Source organism: Psychroserpens sp. SPM9 (genome assembly GCF_025153525.1).
Taxonomy (GTDB): domain Bacteria; phylum Bacteroidota; class Bacteroidia; order Flavobacteriales; family Flavobacteriaceae; genus Psychroserpens.
Genome location: NZ_JANZNR010000004.1, coordinates 166,681 through 187,241, shown reverse-complemented (window position 1 = coordinate 187,241; position 20,561 = coordinate 166,681). Strand labels below are relative to the sequence as shown.

Below are 20,561 nucleotides of genomic sequence, written 5' to 3'. Positions count from 1 at the left end.
TTATTGACGGCTACTTTCTCTTAAAAATAATTGTTCGCTATTTAATCAATTATATAATCATCATTTTTTATTTGAAGGAACTATTTTTTTAACAACACTTCCTTTATTAGTCGTAACTCTTACAAATAATATTTGATCATTAATATCAGAAAGATCTATCTGTGTTACTTGTTCGGCGTCTTTAATAAAGGTTTTATTATTAACCTCCTTGAGTAACATTCCTCTAATATCCATAATCTGAATATTAACATCAGTATCGAAATCGAAATCATACGCGATATTGATTTCTTTAGAAAATGGTACTGGATAGGCTTTGTAATCAAATGGTGAAGCCATTCGCTTGATATCACACTCCATCACTCTAATTTTAAACTTGGTAACAGATACACAACCATTTTTCTGAATTACAGCATAACCAACACCATAGACACCTACTCCAACTTCTGGAGCATTAAAACTATAAGTACCATCTTGATTATCTATAATACCTGGTCCATAGTAATAACCTCCTTCTGGGAAACCTCCAGGTAAATCAAATACACCATACTGAATACAATAGTTATCATAAGATTGATGCTCAACTGGATCTAAGTTTTTAGTCTGTATATAAAGCGTTGCTGTATAAGGACATCCATTGTCATCAAAAAGATTTATAACTACAGGCGAATCTTCAGGATCATAAGTATTACCATCTAATGCCCAGGTATAGTCATCGTTTGCACAAATAGATACTTGTTCTTTTATGTTTTCAGTTCTGGCATATTCATAAACCTTAACGATTGCTGATGATGACGGACAAGTTTCTGTTGCTGGAATTGTATAGACATAATCTTCATCATTAACTGGTCCGTTCCATATTCCACCTTCACTTGGTGAACCTCCTAAGGCATCAAACAGTTCTTCTTCAGTTGGCGTTTCACCATAGCATAGAGTTAAAGCTCCATTCTCTCCTGCACTTAGTATGTCAATTTCAGTAATGACTAAAGTTGCAGTGTAATCGCATCCATTTTCATTTACTAGATTCAATACCACTGGCGAATCTGATCCTGTATGATAGGTACCGCTTAAAGACCAGTAGTAAGAACCTCCTTTGCAAATAGTTACTTCTTCTTTAATATCTTTAGCTTTAGAATACTCGTATACTTTCACTATTGCAGAATCACTCGGACAATTATTTTCGCCTACTACTGTATAGGTATAATCACCATTTACTGGTCCGCTCCAAACACCACCTTCATCAGGATTACCATTCAATGCTTCAAACAATTCGGCATATGTTGGTGTATCTCCTATACAAACGTTTAAACTACCGTTTTCACCGGCATTTGCTGCAGGTGTTTTCTCAATGATTAATGTAGCTATATATGGACACCCATTTTCGTCTTGAAGATTTAACACAACTGGAGAATCTTCAGCTGTATAGGTAAGTCCGTTAAATGACCACGTATAAGTATCACCATCACAGATAACAACCTCTTCTTTGAAATCTTCTGTTTTCGGATATTCAGTAACGGTCAAAATAGTATTATAAGTGCATCCATCACTTCCTACCTGTGGAACCGCATGTACTCCTACACCATATTGTTCTCCTTGGAATGTGAATAATTCTCCTTCACAAACAGTTCCATAGGCTTCATCATCTGAAGTCACATTAGTTGCAGTGACTTTTAGAACTATAGAATATGGACATCCATTATCATCTAATTCAGGAATATAATGTGTTCCTATTTCATATTCTTCGCCTTCGTAACTAAAGGTCTGGCCTTCGCAAACCTCAGCATCTATAATAACATCTGGCGTTGTATCAAAGTATTCTACAGTAACTGTTGCAGATGCTTCCGGACAAGAACCTGAAGCTGCAAATGTATAAGTATACACACCTGCTACTGGTCCGCTCCATGTACCACCTTCATCTGGATCGCCTTCTAAGGCTTCAAATAATTCTTCATCGGTTAGAGTAACATCTTGACAAACTTTAATGTTTCCATTAAGTCCAGCATCTGGCGCCTCATCTTCTGTGATGGTTAATGTCGCTTTATACGGACAACCATTAGCATCTGTTAAATCCACTTCTACTGGAGAATCGGCTACTGTATAAGTCAAACCTGTTATTGGCCACTCATATGTATCACCTTCACAAATCGTAACATCGTTGACGATATCGTCGGTTACTGGATAAGCTGTTACCGTTAATACGGTTGTATAAGGACAACCATTAGCATCCGTTTTTGGAATATCATGTGATCCTACAGCGTATTCTGTCCCTTCATAGTTATAAGTATCGCCTTCACAAACTTCACCTGAAGCTGTATCATCTGGTGTTACTGGATACGCTGTTACAGTTAAGACGGTTTTATACGGACAACCATTGGTATCAACTCTTGGGATATCATGAGAACCTACAGCGTATTCTGTCCCTTCATAATTATAAGTGTCACCTTCACAAACTTCACCTGAAGCTGTATCATCTGGTGTTACTGGATAAGCTGTTACCGTTAAGACGGTTTTATACGGACAACCATTAGCATCAACTCTTGGAATGTCATAAGAACCTACGGCGTATTCAGTACCTTCATAATTATAAGTATCACCTTCACAAACTTCACCTGAAGCTGTATCGTCTGGTGTCACATCATAGTAGTCTACAGTAACTGTCGCAGATACTTCCGGACAAGAACCTGAAGCTGCAAATGTATAAGTATACACACCTGCTACTGGTCCGCTCCATGTACCACCTTCATCTGGATCGCCTTCTAAGGCTTCAAATAATGCTTCATTGGTTGGAATCACACCTTCACAAACCGTAATACTGCCATTAAGCCCAGCATCTGGCGCCTCATCTTCTGTAATGGTTAATGTCGCTTTATACGGACAACCATTAGCATCTGTTAAGTCCACTTCTACTGGAGAATCGGCTACTGTATAAGTCAAACCTGTTACTGGCCACTCATATGAATCACCTTCACAAATCGTAACATCGTTGACGATATCGTCGGTTACTGGATAAGCGGTTACCGTTAATACGGTTGTATAAGGACAACCATTAGCATCTGTTTTTGGAATATCATGAGAACCTACAGCGTATTCAGTCCCTTCATAGTTATAAGTATCGCCTTCACAAACTTCACCTGAAGCTGTATCGTCTGGTGTTACTGGATAAGCCGTTACTGTTAAGACGGTTTTATACGGACAACCATTCGTATCAACTCTTAGAATGTCATAAGAACCTACGGCGTATTCAGTACCTTCATAATTATAAGTATCACCTTCACAAACTTCACCTGAAGCTGCATCGTCTGGTGTTACTGGATAAGCCGTTACTGTTAAGACCGTTTTATACGGACATCCATTCGTATCAACTCTTGGAATGTCATAGCTTCCTACTTCGTATTCTGTTCCTTCATATGTAAATTTACTGCCTTCACAAACTTCACCTGAAGCTGCATCGTCTGGCGTTACATCATAGTAGTCTACTGTAACTGTCGCAGATACTTCCGGACAAGAACCTGAAGCTGCAAATGTATAAGTATACACACCTGCTACTGGTCCGCTCCATATACCACCTTCATCTGGATCGCCTTCTAAGGCTTCAAATAATGCTTCATTGGTTGGAATCACACCTTCACAAACCGTGATACTGCCATTAAGTCCAGCATCTGGTGCCTCATCTTCAGTAATAGTTAATGTCGCTTTATACGGACAACCATTAGCATCTGTTAAGTCCACTTCTACTGGAGAATCGGCTACTGTATAAGTCAAACCTGTTACTGGCCACTCATATGAATCACCTTGACAAATCGTAACATCGTTGACGATATCGTCGGTTACAGGATAAGCGGTTACCGTTAATACGGTTGTATAAGGACAACCATTAGCATCTGTTTTTGGAATATCATGTGATCCTACAGCGTATTCAGTCCCTTCATAATTATAAGTATCACCTTCACAAACTTCACCTGAAGCTGTATCGTCTGGTGTTACTGGATAAGCCGTTACTGTTAAGACGGTTTTATACGGACAACCATTCGTATCAACTCTTAGAATGTCATAAGAACCTACAGCGTATTCAGTCCCTTCATAATTATAAGTATCACCTTCACAAACCTCTCCTGAAGCTGCATCATCTGGTGTCACTGGATACGCTGTTACTGTTAAGACGGTTTTATACGGACAACCATTCGTATCAACTCTTGGGATATCATAAGAACCTACGGCGTATTCAGTCCCTTCATAATTATAAGTATCACCTTCACAAACTTCACCTGAAGCTGCATCGTCTGGCGTCACAGGATAAGCGGTTACTGTTAAGACGGTTTTATACGGACAACCATTAGAATCAACTCTTGGGATATCATGTGATCCTACGGCGTATTCTGTCCCTTCATAGTTGTAAGTATCGCCTTCACAAACTTCACCTGAAGCTGTATCATCTGGTGTTACTGGATAAGCGGTTACTGTTAAGACGGTTTTATACGGACAACCATTGGTATCAACTCTTGGGATATCATGTGATCCTACGGCGTATTCTGTCCCTTCATAATTATAAGTATCACCTTCACAAACTTCACCTGAAGCTGTATCATCTGGTGTTACTGGATAAGCGGTTACTGTTAAGACAGTTTTATACGGACAACCATTCGTATCAACTCTTGGGATATCATGAGAACCTACGGCGTATTCAGTACCTTCATAATTATAAGTGTCACCTTCACAAACTTCACCTGAAGCTGCATCATCTGGTGTCACTGGATATGCCGTTACTATTAAGACGGTTTTATACGGACAACCATTAGAATCAACTCTTGGGATATCATGTGATCCTACGGCGTATTCAGTGCCTTCATAATTATAAGTATCACCTTCACACACTTCACCCGACGCTGCATCATCTGGTGTCACTGGATAAGCGGTTACTGTTAAGACAGTTTTATACGGACAACCATTAGAATCAACTCTTGGAATGTCATGAGAACCTACGGCATATTCTGTCCCTTCATAGTTATAAGTATCGCCTTCACAAACTTCACCTGAAGCTGTATCATCTGGTGTTACTGGATAAGCGGTTACTGTTAAGACGGTTTTATACGGACAACCATTAGAATCAACTCTTGGAATGTCATGAGAACCTACGGCATATTCTGTCCCTTCATAGTTATAAGTATCGCCTTCACAAACTTCACCCGACGCTGCATCGTCTGGTGTTACTGGATAAGCCGTTACTGTTAAGACCGTTTTATACGGGCAACCATTAGCATCAACTCTTGGGATATCATGAGAGCCTACGGCGTATTCAGTCCCTTCGTAATTATAGGTATCGCCTTCACAAACCTCACCTGAATCTGTATCATCTGGAGTCACTGGATATGCCGTAACTGTTAATACGGTTTTATACGGACAGCCATTAGCATCGATTCTTGGGATATCATGACTTCCAACTGCGTATTCAGTGCCTTCATAATTATAAGTATTGCCTTCACAAACCTCACCCAAAGCAGCATCATCTGGTGTTACTGGATATGCCGTTACTGTTAATACGGTTTTGTACGGACAACCATTAGCATCAATTCTTGGGATATCATGACTTCCAACTGCGTATTCAGTACCTTCATAATTATAAGTATTGCCCTCACAAACTTCACCTGAAGCTGTGTCATCTGGCGTAATAGGGTATTCGTCTATAATTAAAGTAGCAGTATAGGAACAACCATTCTCATCTGTAAGATTTAAAGTAACAGGTGTTTGTGACGCATTATAAACAGTGTTATTTTGCGGCCATAAATATGAAGCACCAAAACAAACTGTTACATTATCTTCAATATTATCTGTTGCAGGCGGAGGACTTAACCCTGAAACATTTCCTGTACATTGGGAAGGGTTTAGAGGCACAACACATCCATTGGTCGAAGGATCTACGGGGTTTATATCAATGTTGTAATCCGTTCCTTGACTATATGTCAAAATGAAAGAACCTGAAATAGCACCACCACCTAAGTTTCCAAGACATATGTCATCAGATATTGTTAAAGCATTAGGATCACTAGCAGTATATTGACCGTTAGCGCCATTAATCGGTAGAGTTACAGTATATTCTCCATCAATTGCACAAGATACCACAGGTTCATCAATGCTTAGTGAGCAAATTATTACATCACTATCTCCACATCCGAACCTTGCTTTAAAATTGTTTACTGCTAAATCTCCATCAGCATCTTGATCCCAAATTGCCAAATACATATTTGCAGGCTCTAAAAAATCTTCTCCTTCAATAGGAATTGTATTCCAAGTACTTGAACTTTCAACACCACAAGCAATCCGTTTTAAATCACCACAATCACCACTTAGTTGTTGCCCATTGGAAGCTAAAGTTGTACCTGCCTGGTGAACATTTGACGAATACAATACCCAAGCTATATTATCCCCAGAGTTATCGTTAATTTGAATTTCAAAACTTCCAGCAAATGCTCTAACATCAAAATTTAACCATATCATAGGTTCTCCATTGGTTGGATTATCAGGATATACTACAGTTTGAGTACTAGGATCAACACAAGGAATTCCAGAAATATCGATCTCAAACTGCGATGAATTATATATTGAATTATTATAAGGCATTACTTGAGATTGCGTCTCAGCAGAACTACCACACCTGATTATACCATTAGGAAAACTAGCATTTGGTGCATCGTCTATTGAACCGTCAGGTAGCCAAGTTGATCCTTGTGTCCAACGCTGAGCACCTTCACAAGGTGTATCTGTTTGAGCAAATAATGAATTAGTTCCAAGAAAAAGAACAATAATTAACAGTCTTTTTTTTAAAAACAAATACTTAATTAAGTTAATAGCAATGGATTTCATAGTGTATTGGTTTAAAAGTTATACCATTACATTATGGATAAGTTAAAACGTAGATTGGTTGACATTGTGCTATTAATCAACCTCTATTAAATGCTATTATATGTTTCCTAGTTTCTAAAACTTTTAGAACTAGGATATTAGGGAATAAATGTAAATATAAGTATTCTATATCAACCTTACAATTAATTCGTTGAAATACAAAGATTTAAGGAGGAATTGCATTTACTAAAAAAACTTGTTCTAATTTTCATACAAAAAACTATTTCTCATTAAAATTTTGAATACTTTAGACTTGTATTCCATATTTAAATTTAGATGATTGTATTAGAAAATAACGATGTACGTTTGGAGCCTTTAACTCTTGAAAATTATGTTCATTTATTGGAAATTGCCCAAGAAAAAGACCTCATCGCCTATTCGCCTAGTGATATTTCTTCCTCTGATAAGTTATTAGATTATGTCAAACTTGCATTAGATGGTGAAACCAATAAAACGACCTTACCTTTTATTATTTATGATAAACAAAAAGCGCAATATGCAGGTAGCACACGCTTTGGACTCATTAATTGGAAAAATAAAGTACTTCATATTGGTTGGACATGGATTGGTCATGCATTTCAAGGAACTGGACTCAACGCACCTATGAAATTTTTAATGCTTCAATATGCTTTTGAAACTTTAAAATTTGAAAAAGTTGAATTCAGAATTGATGAGCGTAATCAAAAGTCAAGAAAAGCAGTTGAAAAACTAGGCGCCAATCTTGAAGGTGTTTTACGAAAAGACACCCTTATGAATGATGGTTTTAGACGCAACACCTGTTGCTATGGTATCTTAAAAGAAGAATGGCCAGTTATAAAAACCACAATTTTTAAAGCCTATTAACTGGTCTTTTGTAAGGTTTTATTTTTCTCTTTTAAAATGGCTAATTGCTTTTCTAAAAACGTAATAGCCTGCTCAGTTTTATAGCTCGTTTTAGAAGCCAGATCTTTAAGTTCTACTTTGAGTTTGTCTTTACCAGACTTAGCGGCTTTAGACACATCGTCTTTTACTTCCGCTAAATCACTAGAAAGTTGATCTTTGATGGCTTTACCTTCTTTTTTTAAATGATCTCTTGTTACACTCCCTTTTTCTGGCGCTAATAACACACCTGCTGCTGCACCAATTAATACACCTAGTACTAAAGCTCCTTTATGAATCATAACTTATTTTATTTTTAATTAAACTCGTTTTATTTATAAGTAGTAAAAGGAGGCATTTTGTTACAAACAAACTATTAATCAATCATTTATACTCTAAACTATTAATAACAGTCAAAACACTGTTTTAAATGTATTGGTAAGTTTAAATCTTCAGAACCTTTTAAAGAAGTATTTAATTTTCCTTGTTTATCTATTTCTTGCTTGAACCCTTTAGCGTATTGTAAAAGTTTATCGCGTCTACTCTTAATTTTATATGTAATTTCCTCGCCACTTAAGGCTACAATATTCATTGGCCACACAGAAAGTGCTTCATCTATCACATCATCAGTTAATAACATTTGAAGTTGTAGTGCTTCAATCACAAATAATTCTTCAGGGCAATTGAAAAGAAAATACCTATCAAACGGATAAACTAAACCTTCCAAAAAGTCAATATCATCTTCAAAAGGTCTCAGTTCTGGCAGTACATTTTTATGAGAAAGTATCGAAGGAATGATGCCATCGGTATCAAAAAAAGCATTATCTCTATCTCCTGCTATTGGTATGGCTAGATATTCATCTGCTCTTTGTTGCACAGCCCAACCCCATTGTTTCGAATGGCGATCCCAGTCACCTATTAAAAAATCGAATAATCGTGCTCTTATTAAAAGTTGCTTATCAATGTTCAAGCGAGTTCCCAATTCGATTTTGAGTTCCTGCAGATCTTCCGTGTCAACAATTTTAATAATATTAGTGTATTCTGTCCAATTTACATCACTTTCTGTTTCATATTCTAATAAAAATATACGGTTGCCAAATTTGGCGTTGAAGCTTTTTAATTGCTCTTGCTTCGGAAGAAATACGACTTTAGGATTGGTATGCAGTACATCTATAACTTCAGAGAGTTTAGCCGCCAACAGTGCTCCATAAGGATGCTGTGCCGAAATTCCATCGACAATAATATTCTCTAAACCTAGGGTTTTAGCAAATTCTGGAATGAGCGGTTGCGGATCTTTATTAATACTTCGCAAAGTATAGAGAACTCCATTATCGGCCTTTAATTTAAGGGAATGTGTTTGCTTTCCTCCACCTTCTTCAATAATAGTTACACCTCCAAACAAAGTATCTAAAAATACCACAGGAACTTTTACGGGCGCAGCCCAAACCTTTCTATAGTGTTCGCCCTGCATTAATCGTTTAATTTCGTCAGCATCATATAAGGTGCTAGCAGCCACCATGACAGAATCATAATCTTTGAAATTAATGGATTCTACAGTGTCTATATTAATGAGTTCATTTCGTTTAAATTGCTTGTCTGTACTAGATAAAGACCAATACAATAGTAGCACGAATACAACGATAATAATGAGCAGTCCTATGAGTAATTTTTTCAAATTATAAGATAAAAGTTATGGATTAAATTTAATCTTATTTAATTAAGAAACAGAACACTAAAAGCAATTAATTTTATCTTAATTCACCAAATTAGCTACAATAGCCTTAACGGGAAGAATTTCTTTAGTATGTTCTATACTTGGTCCTGCAACCCAAACCGTTTTATAAGTCGCTTTTTTTGCTGCATTTTCGGTGGCTTTCATTCCTATTGAAAACCGAACCATTTTTACCCATTTTTTGAGTTTACGGTTTTTATTAAGGAGGTTTTCTAACCAGGTTGCTTTGGTTCCAATTTTTTGAACGTAAGGTGTATTGATAACCGTACAAGGTGTTCCCGAAATACGTTCGGTCATAATAATATCCTGAGCTCCATAATCTACACAAGCCTGCTTGTATTCGTCGGTCACACCCGCTTCTACAGAGGCGATAAACGGACTCCCAACCGAAACACCAGCTGCGCCATAGCTTAGCATTTTATCAATGTCGGCTTTGCAACCTACACCACCTGCTGAAATTACAGGAATTGATAAATTATCATTGAGTTGCTTAATTAAGGCTTCAGGAGATAAATTTCCACGATGTCCACCAGCTTCATTATTTACTGCTATGGCAGCATCAGCTCCTAAGCTTTCCACCTTTTTTGCAAATCTCAAATCGGTCACATCACAAAACACTTTAATCCCAACAGCGTGGGCTTGATTTATGGTTTCTTCCGGACTTCCCAATGAGGTGATAATAAAATCACAACCTTCTTCGCAAATGACTTCTAACTGACCTTTATACTTTACATTGGATTTATTAACAATGAGGTTAAAACCGAATGATCCACCTTCCACTTTCTTCGCTTTTAATTCGCGAATAGCTGCTCGTAATTCATCTAAAGTTCTGTAATTTAAAGCAGGAATACAACCTGCAATACCAGCATTCATCGCTTCGGTTACCATGGCAACGTTTGATACCAAAAACATGGGTGCCTGAATGATTGGATATTTAATATTTAGAAGTTGGGTCAGTTTGGTGTCCATAGATTATGTATTGTAGACAACAAATATAATAAATATTATGCATGCATAACAGTTTGTTAATCCAGAAATCTATAATAACCACATTTAAGATAAGCGCCTTCAGAAAAACCGATAGGATGATCACTATCGTGCTGTGTTTTTTGTTCGACTAAAAATGAGCGTTTTGTGGATTTTAAAACCTGATCATTGATGTCATAAAATGCTGTTGCTGTGACACGAGAAGAACATGAAGCTAAGACCAACAAGCCTTCTCTTGCTGTTAATTGCTCACCTAGCCTTGCCAGTTGTGCATATTTTTTTTTGGCCAATTGAATTTCAGATTGTTGTTTTGCAAAGCTTGGCGGATCAATAACAACCACGTCAAAACGTTTTTTTTCTGAAATGAGTTGTTCTAAAATGTCAAAGGCATCACCAGCTAATGTTTTATGAACGCCTGGATAATCATTTAATTTTCCATTCTGAACTGCAATTTCTAGAGCCTGAGCACTAATATCGACACTAGTCACTTCTTTGGCGCCATTAGCTAAGGCATGCACTGAAAATCCGCCTGCATAAGAAAACACATCTAAAACGGTTTTATTCTGACTTAAAATACCTGCTTGACGTCTGTTTTCTCTATGATCTAAAAAGTAACCTGTTTTATGGCCTTTAATCACATTTGCCGAAAAGCGAACACCATGTTCTACAAATTCAACAACCTCGTTATCTAAAGTTCCGTAAACGACATCACCATCGTTTAATTGATGCGAATTAGACTGCTGTAAACCTCGACTTAATCTGATAACAACCGTTTCACAATATGATGTTTCTATTAAGCTTTCTAAAATGGTATTGAGATAAGGCAGCCATATTTCAGAATAGAGTTTGACAACTAAAACCGAAGCGTAAACATCGGCAATTAAAGAAGGGAATCCGTCATTTTCACCAAAAAGGAGTCGGTAACTTGTGGTATCGGTTTTTAATAACGGAATCCGCTTTTCATACGCTTGCTTAATTTTCCGAAGAAAAAAAGTATCGTTTATTTGTATAGGCTTACCAGCACTATAAATCATTTTGATACGTATAGGCGAATTTTCATCGTACAATCCGATACCTATCATGGCATTTTTTCGCTTTCCGAAGATAATAGCCAAATCTCCTGTTTTCGCATCATCATTAATTTTTACGATACTATCTGAAAACACCCAAGGATGTCCTTGCTGCACATAATTTTCACCTTTAGCAGTGAGTTTTACGGCTAGACGCTTAGGTTGATATGATGGTTCTACACTTTTGGAAAATTTCATAACTGCAAATTAACAGTAATTATCTATAACCTTAGGTCTCTTATATAAAAAAACGCAACTCTGTAAAGTTGCGTTTTAATCATCTATTAGTATAGTTACTATTTTGTTTTTATGCTTTAAGTACGACTCTAAAGCGTGCTTTTCCGTCTTCTAAATGCTGAATCGCCTCATTGACGTTTTCTAATTTAAATTCTTCAACTGTAGGATAAATGTCATGACGAACGCAAAACTCCAGCATTTTTCTGGTTAAAGCGATACTTCCTAACGGACTACCTCCAACCGATTTCTCACCAGCAATCATACTGAATGCCGGAATTTCCATAGGTTCTAATACCGCTCCGACTGTATGTAATTTTCCTTGTGGTGCTAACGTGGATAAAAAGGAATTCCAGTCTAGTTTTACATTCGTGGTATTCAGAATAAAATCTAAGGTTCCGGCAATACTTTCAAGGGCGTCAGGGTCGGTTGAATCTACAACATGGTGCGCTCCCATTTTTTTAAGAGCATCAGCTTTATCTTTATTAGAAGTAAATGCAGTGACTTCGCAGCCCCAAGCTTTTAAAAACTTAAGTGCCATATGGCCTAAACCACCAATACCAATTACGCCAACTTTATCTGTAGGCTGCACTCCTGAAAGCACTATCGGATTAAATACTGTAATACCACCACAAAATAATGGTCCGGCTTTAGACATATCAATTCCTTGCGGAAGTTTGGTCACCCAAGACCAATGGCCACGAACATGATCTGCAAATCCGCCATGACGACCAACAATTGTTCCTTCAGCATCGCTACATAAATGCTGTTTTCCATCCATACATTGATTACAATGCATACAGGATGCAGAGTACCAGCCCATACCTACTTTATCACCCACTTTCAAGCCTTTAACTTCACTACCCAATTTAATGACCTCACCAACAATCTCATGACCAGGTACTAAAGGATATTGCGAATTTCCCCAATCATTATTAATCATACTCAAATCACTATGACAGAGTCCACAATAATGCACTTTAATATCCACTTGCTCATTCCCAATATCTGGGAATTCATATTCAAATGGTTCTAATTGTGCTTTAGCTTCTTTTGCTGCGTATGCGTTTACTTTCATATATTTTCTTTTTTTATAAGATTTTATCTAATAATTGTAAGATACAAATTAGAGTTTTAATTCGCTCCTAATAGCTTGTTAAGGTTTGTGATTTTAGTTAGAGAGATACAAAAAACGCAACCCTTCCGGATTGCGTTTTTTAAATGTTAAGTAATTATTCTTGTGTGATTCCTCGACTTCGCTCAGAATGACAATTGTGTGAGATGCTGAAACATGTTCAGCATGACGCTTTGTTTTGTGAGATCCTGAAACGAGTTCGGGATAAGTGATTCGCACAAGTTTTGCCTGAGGGCAAAACTTGGCTCATTACTTACTTTACTTCTTCGAAATCTACATCTTCAACATCACTACTTTCGTCTGCAGCTTGTCCTTTAGCACCAGCTCCAGCATCTGTTGGTCCTCCTTCAGGAGCTCCTTGAGCATCGGCTTGCGCTTTGTACATTTCTTCTGAAGCCACTTTCCATGCTTCGTTAATTTTTTCTAAAGCAGGCTCAATAACAGCGATGTCTTTAGTTTCGTAAGCTTTCTTTAATTCTTCAAGCGCTTCTTCAATTGGTTTTTTCTTATCATCAGATAATTTATCACCAAATTCTTTCAACTGATTTTCAGTTTGGAAAATCATTGCATCTGCCTGATTTAATTTATCAGCCGTTTCTTTTGCTTTAGCATCAGCTTCAGCATTTGCTTCAGCTTCTTGCTTCATTTTAGCAATTTCTTCTTCAGTTAAACCAGAAGAAGCTTCGATACGAATATCTTGAGACTTTCCTGTAGCTTTATCGGTTGCAGACACTTTGATAATACCATTAGCATCAATATCGAATGTAACTTCAATTTGAGGAACACCTCGTTGTGCTGGTGGAATTCCGTCTAAGTGGAAACGACCGATGGTTTTATTATCTGCTGCCATTGGGCGCTCTCCTTGTAATACATGGATTTCTACCGATGGCTGATTATCTGCAGCTGTTGAGAACACTTGTGATTTCTTAGTAGGAATCGTTGTGTTAGCTTCAATTAGCTTGGTCATAACGTTCCCCATGGTTTCAATACCAAGAGATAAAGGTGTTACGTCTAATAATAAGACATCTTTTACATCACCTGTTAATACACCACCTTGAATTCCTGCTCCTAGAGATACAACTTCATCAGGATTCACCCCTTTACTAGGCGCTTTTCCGAAGAATTTCTCTACAGCTTCTTGTACCGCTGGGATACGTGTTGATCCACCTACTAAAATTACTTCATCAATATCACTCTTAGATAAACCTGCCGCTTTTAAAGCCGATTCACATGGTTCTATGGTACGTTTTACTAAATCGTCAATTAACTGTTCAAACTTAGAACGTGTTAATGTACGTACCAAGTGCTTTGGCCCACTAGCCGTAGCCGTAACATATGGTAAATTGATTTCAGTTTGCGCAGAAGATGATAATTCAATTTTTGCTTTTTCAGACGCTTCTTTTAAACGTTGTAAAGCCATTGGGTCTTGACGTAAATCAATCCCTTCTTCGGCATTAAATTCGTCTGCTAACCAGTTGATGATTTTTTCATCAACATCGTCACCACCTAAATGTGTGTCACCATCTGTAGCTAATACTTCAAATACACCATCACCTAATTCCAGGATAGAGACATCATGTGTTCCACCACCAAAATCGAAAACCACGATTTTTTGGTCTACACCTTTTTTATCCATACCATAAGCTAAAGCTGCTGCTGTAGGCTCATTGATAATACGTTCTACTTTTAAACCAGCAATTTCACCAGCCTCTTTAGTTGCTTGACGCTGACTGTCATTAAAATATGCTGGAACAGTAATCACGGCACGAGATACTGAAGCTCCTAAATAATCTTCAGCTGTTTTCTTCATTTTTTGAAGAATCATAGCTGATAATTCTTGAGGTGTGTATAAACGTCCGTCAATATCAACTCTAGGCGTATCATTATCTCCCTTTACCACTTTATATGGTACACGTTCTGCTTCTTTCTTAGATTCAGAATATTTGTTACCCATAAAACGTTTAATCGAATAAACCGTTTTAGTTGGGTTAGTCACTGCTTGTCTTTTTGCTGGGTCTCCAACTTTAATTTCACCACCTTCAACAAAGGCGATAACCGAAGGCGTTGTTCTTTTACCTTCAGCGTTTGGGATAACTACTGGCTCGTTACCTTCCATTACAGAAACGCAAGAGTTTGTAGTTCCTAAATCGATTCCAATAATCTTACTCATAATTTTATATTTAGTGTTATCTATTTCCTTTCTTCGGAAATGTTTATGTTCATTTTAATTTCGTAATCTATATGTCAATCATTATGCCATGACAAAAAATATGACATGATGTCACAGAAACAAATTATTGTTGAAAAATTCATACCTTTAAATTGACATAATTTATAACCCAACCCTTTGCAGATTATGACCGATTACTATGACGTTAATTATGACCTTATGTGCTCTTTTTATCCGTTATCAAGAAAAGTTTATGACAAATTATATGCTATAGCAGAATTAAAAGAATTCAAAGCAGGCACTAAATTAGTTGACCTTGGAGAGGTGAGCCGTAAACTTTTTTTGGTTAATAAAGGAGTGATACGCTCTTATCTTATTATGGAAAATGGGAAAGAATTAACGAAAACGCTATTTACGCCTATTGAATTTTTTGCTTCTTTCACTTCGATGCTGACAAATGAGGCGTCTGAGTTTGTTTACGAAACTCTTACCGACTGTCACATTTATGAAATCAATTATAAAGCCTTTGTTGATTTGTGCACTACCAATATTGAAGTTCTAAAATTCTATTCGCGTTATTTGGAGTTTTTATTTATGGAAGGCGAAAGTACCTTCATCGCCATTTCTTCTATGAATGCAAAAGAACGTTACTTAAAACTAAAAGAACGCATACCAAATATTGAAAATTTAATTCCGCAGTATCAAATCGCCTCTTACCTTAATATTACGCCTGTTCAATTGAGTAGAATCCGATCAAAAATGTATTAGTTTTTTGATTTTTTTCAGGCTAATATTCCTCATGAATTCTAATGTGCTAAAATTGTAAAACAAAAAAAACAGTCCGTACTTACTCCAATTACATCGACTCCTAATTGAGACACTATTAATGATTTTTAAGGTGCATTTTAATTTAAAATTCCAGACATAAATTCGCTAGAATTACTATATATTTGACCTATTAAAATTCTATAGTTAATGGAGTGTATTTCTGTATTTGATATGCTGAAAATTGGTGTTGGTCCTTCAAGTTCTCATACCTTAGGACCTTGGCGTGCTGCTGAACGTTGGATCAAAGAGCTCAAAGACACAAAAAAGTTTGATAAAGTAGAAAAAATCACTATTGATCTTTATGGATCATTATCGCTAACCGGTAAAGGTCATGCTACAGACTATGCTATACTTTTAGGTTTAAGCGGAACGGATCCAGAACACGTCCCTGTTGAAACGATTGATGTCATTATTGCAGCGATCAAAAACACGAATACGCTTCTTTTTAATAATGAAATCCCTATAAATTTTGATATTAAAACAGACATTATATTCAATAGAAAATTCTTACCATTTCATGCCAATGCTTTAACGTTTTCGGCACATATTAACGGACGACGCTACCGATCGACCTACTACTCCATTGGTGGCGGATTTGTGGTACAGGAAGAACGAAAAGTATCAAAAGCCAATAAAATAATTTTTTATTGTACATTCCCATATCCGATATCTACTGGAAAAGAACTTTTAAAATTTTGTGAAGATTTAAAGCTCCCTATTTCTGGTGTGGTTTTAGAAAATGAAAAGTCAATTCGCCCCATTGAAACTATAGATTCCGAACTTCAACGTATTTGGGATACCATGCTAGAATGTATGTACACAGGCTGTCATACGGAAGGTAATTTACCTGGCGGACTCAATGTAAGGCGACGTGCATACGATATGCATCAGAGTTTAAAAGGTTCTGCAACCTACACCACTCCTGTTGAATGGCTGTACGCCATTAGAAATACTGAAGTAAAATTTAGACAAATCCTTAAATGGGTGAGCTGTTTTGCTTTAGCTGTTAACGAAGTTAATGCCTCACTTGGGCGTGTTGTTACCGCTCCTACGAATGGAAGTGCTGGGGTGATACCAGCGGTTTTAATGTATTATTTAGTGATTGAAAATCACGATGGAAATTTTGAAGACATCAAACGCTTTTTACTGGTTGCTGGTGAAATTGGAAGTATTTTCAAAAAAGGTGCGACCATAAGTGCTGCCATGGGAGGTTGTCAAGCTGAAATTGGCGTGTCTTCTGCAATGGCTGCTGGTGCTTTGTGTGAATTGTCTGGAGGCACACCCGAACAGGTTTTGATTGCTGCAGAAATTGCCATGGAACACCATTTAGGGTTGACTTGTGATCCTATTGGCGGATTAGTTCAAATACCATGTATAGAACGTAATGCTATGGGCGCCATTAAAGCCATCAATGCTTGTGAGTTGGCGCTAGACACCGATCCAAACAATGTCAAAGTCCCGCTAGATAAAGTAGTGAATACCATGTGGGAAACCGCCAAAGACATGAACACCAAATATAAAGAGACCAGTGAAGGTGGCTTGGCTGTTGGTGTCCATTTAAGTGATTGCTAATTAGTCTTCTTTACAATCCCTTCGTCGTGTATCAATGAGATAGATGATTTTCCATGTGCCTTCATCTTTAAACAATTGAAACGAATTGACTCCACAATGACTAAAGTTACCATCAAACCAAAACTTGTAAGGTGTCCAGGCATTTGCCATATCACCATCAATTTGAATGTTATAACCTAAAATAGCTTCTTTAAATTTTTTATCCTTTGGAATAGCTATAATTGACTTTAAAAACTTTTGAAAATCGGAAGTACTTAAAACCGCTTTCCCTTCCGTATTTTTGCCTATAGACTGCATCTTTATATCTGCTCCTACTGTTTCAAGAATTATGGTACTATCCTGTTTGTGAAACCCTTCAAAGAAACGTTCGATTGTTGCTTTTACTTTATCACTTTCCGAAGTTTGAGAAAAAGAACCTATTGAAACTAAAAGCGTTAAGAAAACTATAGTATGTTTCATGATTTTAAAATTTCAGTTAAATTATAAAATAAATAGTTTTTAGCCTTAAGAATAAATAAAGTTTAACAAAACTCTGTATTTTTACGAATAATTAATTTATACACTATGTCTACTGCAAAAAAAGATTACAAACGAATTACGGTTAAGTCACTCGTTGATATGAAACAGAATAATGAAAAAATATCAATGCTTACGGCTTATGATTATACAATGGCTAAAATTGTTGACGAAGCTGGAGTAGATGTGATTTTGGTTGGTGACTCTGCAAGTAATGTTATGGCTGGACACGAAACGACCTTACCTATTACTTTAGATCAAATGATTTACCATGCCTCTTCAGTAGTTAGAGCAATAGACAGAGCCTTAGTGGTTGTCGATTTACCTTTTGGAAGTTACCAAAGTGATCCCAAAGAAGCCTTACGATCTGCGATTCGAATTATGAAAGAATCTGGTGGCCATGCTGTAAAAATGGAAGGCGGCAAAGAAGTTAAAGAGTCTATAAAACGTATCCTGAATGCTGGAATACCTGTTATGGGACATTTAGGTTTAACACCACAATCTATTTATAAATTTGGAACCTATACTGTTCGCGCCAAGGAAGAACAAGAAGCCGAACAATTAAAAGAAGATGCACTTATGCTAGAAAAAGCAGGATGCTTTGGTATTGTTTTAGAAAAAATACCTGCAAAACTGGCAGAAGAAGTCGCTAAAAGTGTATCGATTCCTGTTATTGGAATTGGTGCTGGTGCTGGTGTTGACGGACAAGTTTTGGTGCTACACGATATGATAGGAATGACTCACGAATTCAATCCGCGTTTTTTACGTCGCTATATGAATCTATACGAAGACATGACCAAAGCGATTGGTCAATATGTTGATGATGTGAAAGCTGTAGACTTTCCAAATGACAATGAACAGTATTAATCAAGCCTGATAAACTTGTCAAAAGATAAAATTATATCTCATAAAAATAACCTTCAGGTCATTTACGAAGACAATCATATCATCATCGTGAATAAACGCGCAGGTGATATTGTACAAGGTGATAAAACTGGAGACAAGCCGTTAAGCGACGTTGTCAAAGAGTATATTAAAGACAAATACAACAAACCCGGAAATGTTTATTTAGGTGTGGTGCATCGATTAGACAGACCAACCACAGGTATTGTTTTATTTTCAAAAACCAGCAAAGCTTTACCTCGACTCAATAAATTATTTGCCGAAAAAAAAGCTAACAAAACCTATTGGGCCATCGTAAAACATGCGCCTGAGCAGCCTCAAGGCACTTTGATTAATTGGCTAAAGAAAAACCCGCAAAAGAATAAATCTACAGCCTATTCAAAAGAAATAAAAGATAGTAAAAAAGCTATTTTGCATTATAAAACCCTGAAAGCTCTAGACCATTATTTCTTATTAGAAATAGAACTAGAAACGGGAAGACATCACCAAATTAGATGTCAGTTAGCACAAATAGGCTCACCAATAAAAGGCGATTTAAAATACGGCTTTGAACGTAGTAATAAAGATGCCAGTATCAGTTTACATGCAAGGCACTTACAATTTACGCATCCGGTTTCAAAAGAAATTATCAACGTCACTGCTCCCTTACCAGAAGATCCTATTTGGAAAGCTTGTGAAACACATTAAAGCGGATAATTTACAATAAGCGTTACCCCATTTTGAGGTTCTGATTTGATGTCAAATGTGGCACCAATAAGTTCTGCTCTATTTTTCATATTAATAAGTCCGGAACCTTTTTCAGCAGTAGCAACATCAAAGCCTATCCCATCATCAGAAGCTGTTATAACTAGTTGGTCTTCTGAATAATTCAATTCAACATTTAAATTATGAGCTTCAGAATATTTTACTGAATTTGAAAGAAATTCCTGCAAAATTCTAAAAATAATAATTTCATGTTTTTTATCTCTAAAGTCTTGTTTTTCTCCTACAACACTCAATTCAGCAGTCGCAAACTGCATGCGTTTAAGTCGGTTGAGTTCATTTAAAATAGAAGCCTCAAGCCCCATATTTAACAACACATCGTTATTTAAAGATTTTGATAAAGCACGAACTTCAGTCAAACTATCTTTTACAATTTGTGTCGTTTCTGTGACTTTGTCTTTGATGTCCTCTGGGACTTTCGCACTTATCATATTGAGTTGCATATTCGCATAAGCTAGTAGCTGACCAACATTATCGTGTAGCTCCCAACTAATATGTTTTAAGGTTTGCTCTTGTATTTCAGTTTGTGTGCGAGAAATTTCTTCATCAAATGCTTTTTGTTGCTCAATTTGGTCTAATAAAAGTTTGTTCTTTCGCTTCTGAAAGGTCATAAAGAAGAGTATGACCATAACTGATAATAATAAGACAGCAAAAATGACATAGCCAATTAAAGCTATTTGCTCTTTATTTATTGCTTGCTCATCTTGAGCGAATACCAAAAGCCGAATGCAAAACATAAATACGTAAAAATATTAATAAATAGTAACAGAAGATATCTAAACATCACAAAATCAGTATTTACAGCCCTGAAATATTCGTTAAAAATAAATAGAGGTGTTACACAAAGATACCACAGTAATAATGCTACACTAATATAAAATGATGGTAATCTATAATATA

At 36.6% G+C, this 20,561-nt stretch carries 14 protein-coding genes; 5 read left to right on the top strand and 9 right to left on the bottom strand.

Going from position 1 to position 20,561, the window contains the following annotated elements; all coding sequences use genetic code 11:
• Positions 1-60 precede the first annotated feature (60 nt).
• Positions 61-6,855: a T9SS type A sorting domain-containing protein gene (locus tag N4270_RS09790; protein WP_260096914.1), complete on the bottom strand. Its 6,795-nt coding sequence runs from the start codon at positions 6,853-6,855 to the stop codon at positions 61-63.
• Between the two features lie 315 nt (positions 6,856-7,170).
• Between N4270_RS09790 and N4270_RS09785 the strand changes: the two genes are divergently transcribed.
• Positions 7,171-7,737, top strand: a complete 567-nt coding sequence (locus N4270_RS09785; RefSeq protein WP_260096913.1) for a GNAT family N-acetyltransferase — start codon at positions 7,171-7,173, stop codon at positions 7,735-7,737.
• Here the strand turns inward: N4270_RS09785 and N4270_RS09780 are convergent.
• The 6 genes from N4270_RS09780 to dnaK all read right to left on the bottom strand — a co-directional run bounded on the left by N4270_RS09780 (position 7,734) and on the right by dnaK (position 15,080).
• Positions 7,734-8,054, bottom strand: coding sequence for a YtxH domain-containing protein (locus tag N4270_RS09780; RefSeq protein WP_260096912.1), 321 nt, complete (start codon positions 8,052-8,054; stop codon positions 7,734-7,736). The two genes, N4270_RS09785 and N4270_RS09780, sit on opposite strands and share 4 nt — an antisense overlap.
• Before the next feature lie 101 nt (positions 8,055-8,155).
• Positions 8,156-9,427 carry a hypothetical protein gene (locus N4270_RS09775; protein ID WP_260096911.1) on the bottom strand — a complete coding sequence of 424 codons (1,272 nt, stop codon included), beginning with the start codon at positions 9,425-9,427 and terminating at the stop codon, positions 8,156-8,158.
• A 78-nt stretch (positions 9,428-9,505) separates the two neighbouring features.
• Complete coding sequence (locus N4270_RS09770; RefSeq protein WP_260096910.1) at positions 9,506-10,453, bottom strand: nitronate monooxygenase family protein; 948 nt, start codon at positions 10,451-10,453, stop codon at positions 9,506-9,508.
• Between the two features lie 56 nt (positions 10,454-10,509).
• Positions 10,510-11,739 carry a class I SAM-dependent rRNA methyltransferase gene (locus N4270_RS09765; RefSeq protein WP_260096909.1) on the bottom strand — a complete coding sequence of 410 codons (1,230 nt, stop codon included), beginning with the start codon at positions 11,737-11,739 and terminating at the stop codon, positions 10,510-10,512.
• Positions 11,740-11,848: 109 nt separating this feature from the next.
• Positions 11,849-12,853: an NAD(P)-dependent alcohol dehydrogenase gene (locus N4270_RS09760; RefSeq protein ID WP_260096908.1), complete on the bottom strand. Its 1,005-nt coding sequence runs from the start codon at positions 12,851-12,853 to the stop codon at positions 11,849-11,851.
• A gap of 310 nt (positions 12,854-13,163) precedes the next feature.
• Positions 13,164-15,080 carry a molecular chaperone DnaK gene (dnaK, locus tag N4270_RS09755; RefSeq protein WP_260096907.1) on the bottom strand — a complete coding sequence of 639 codons (1,917 nt, stop codon included), beginning with the start codon at positions 15,078-15,080 and terminating at the stop codon, positions 13,164-13,166.
• Positions 15,081-15,266: 186 nt separating this feature from the next.
• Here dnaK and N4270_RS09750 point away from each other — a divergent pair, with 186 nt between their 5' ends.
• Positions 15,267-15,848 carry a Crp/Fnr family transcriptional regulator gene (locus tag N4270_RS09750; RefSeq protein WP_260096906.1) on the top strand — a complete coding sequence of 194 codons (582 nt, stop codon included), beginning with the start codon at positions 15,267-15,269 and terminating at the stop codon, positions 15,846-15,848.
• 207 nt (positions 15,849-16,055) lie between these two features.
• Positions 16,056-17,480 carry an L-serine ammonia-lyase gene (locus tag N4270_RS09745; RefSeq protein WP_260096905.1) on the top strand — a complete coding sequence of 475 codons (1,425 nt, stop codon included), beginning with the start codon at positions 16,056-16,058 and terminating at the stop codon, positions 17,478-17,480.
• Here N4270_RS09745 and N4270_RS09740 read toward each other — a convergent pair whose 3' ends face one another.
• On the bottom strand, positions 17,481-17,939 hold the full coding sequence (locus tag N4270_RS09740) for a nuclear transport factor 2 family protein (RefSeq protein ID WP_260096904.1): 459 nt from the start codon (positions 17,937-17,939) through the stop codon (positions 17,481-17,483). It abuts the gene before it with no gap.
• A 105-nt stretch (positions 17,940-18,044) separates the two neighbouring features.
• Here N4270_RS09740 and panB point away from each other — a divergent pair, with 105 nt between their 5' ends.
• Both panB and N4270_RS09730 read left to right on the top strand, forming a co-directional pair.
• Positions 18,045-18,863 (top strand): 3-methyl-2-oxobutanoate hydroxymethyltransferase, encoded by an 819-nt coding sequence (gene panB, locus N4270_RS09735; protein WP_260096903.1) that lies wholly within the window; start codon positions 18,045-18,047, stop codon positions 18,861-18,863.
• 15 nt (positions 18,864-18,878) lie between these two features.
• A complete protein-coding gene (locus N4270_RS09730; protein ID WP_260096902.1) occupies positions 18,879-19,586 on the top strand; it encodes an RluA family pseudouridine synthase in 708 nt (235 codons plus the stop codon).
• Here N4270_RS09730 and N4270_RS09725 read toward each other — a convergent pair.
• The gene (locus tag N4270_RS09725; protein WP_260096901.1) at positions 19,583-20,398 is read right to left on the bottom strand and encodes a sensor histidine kinase; all 816 of its coding nucleotides are present in this window, start codon (positions 20,396-20,398) and stop codon (positions 19,583-19,585) included. The genes N4270_RS09730 and N4270_RS09725 overlap by 4 nt on opposite strands.
• Positions 20,399-20,561: the final 163 nt, after the last annotated feature.

What these genes read in the sequence shown, in the direction of transcription:
- dnaK (WP_260096907.1), bottom strand. Translation starts at nt 15,080, where the DNA reads ATGAGTAAGATTATTGGAATCGATTTAGGAACTACAAACTCTTGCGTT.
- N4270_RS09765 (WP_260096909.1), bottom strand. Translation starts at nt 11,739, where the DNA reads ATGAAATTTTCCAAAAGTGTAGAACCATCATATCAACCTAAGCGTCTA.
- N4270_RS09740 (WP_260096904.1), bottom strand. Translation starts at nt 17,939, where the DNA reads ATGAAACATACTATAGTTTTCTTAACGCTTTTAGTTTCAATAGGTTCT.
- N4270_RS09750 (WP_260096906.1), top strand. Translation starts at nt 15,267, where the DNA reads ATGACCGATTACTATGACGTTAATTATGACCTTATGTGCTCTTTTTAT.
- N4270_RS09745 (WP_260096905.1), top strand. Translation starts at nt 16,056, where the DNA reads ATGGAGTGTATTTCTGTATTTGATATGCTGAAAATTGGTGTTGGTCCT.
- N4270_RS09770 (WP_260096910.1), bottom strand. Translation starts at nt 10,453, where the DNA reads ATGGACACCAAACTGACCCAACTTCTAAATATTAAATATCCAATCATT.
- N4270_RS09760 (WP_260096908.1), bottom strand. Translation starts at nt 12,853, where the DNA reads ATGAAAGTAAACGCATACGCAGCAAAAGAAGCTAAAGCACAATTAGAA.
- N4270_RS09785 (WP_260096913.1), top strand. Translation starts at nt 7,171, where the DNA reads ATGATTGTATTAGAAAATAACGATGTACGTTTGGAGCCTTTAACTCTT.
- N4270_RS09780 (WP_260096912.1), bottom strand. Translation starts at nt 8,054, where the DNA reads ATGATTCATAAAGGAGCTTTAGTACTAGGTGTATTAATTGGTGCAGCA.
- N4270_RS09725 (WP_260096901.1), bottom strand. Translation starts at nt 20,398, where the DNA reads ATGTTTTGCATTCGGCTTTTGGTATTCGCTCAAGATGAGCAAGCAATA.
- N4270_RS09790 (WP_260096914.1), bottom strand. Translation starts at nt 6,855, where the DNA reads ATGAAATCCATTGCTATTAACTTAATTAAGTATTTGTTTTTAAAAAAA.
- panB (WP_260096903.1), top strand. Translation starts at nt 18,045, where the DNA reads ATGTCTACTGCAAAAAAAGATTACAAACGAATTACGGTTAAGTCACTC.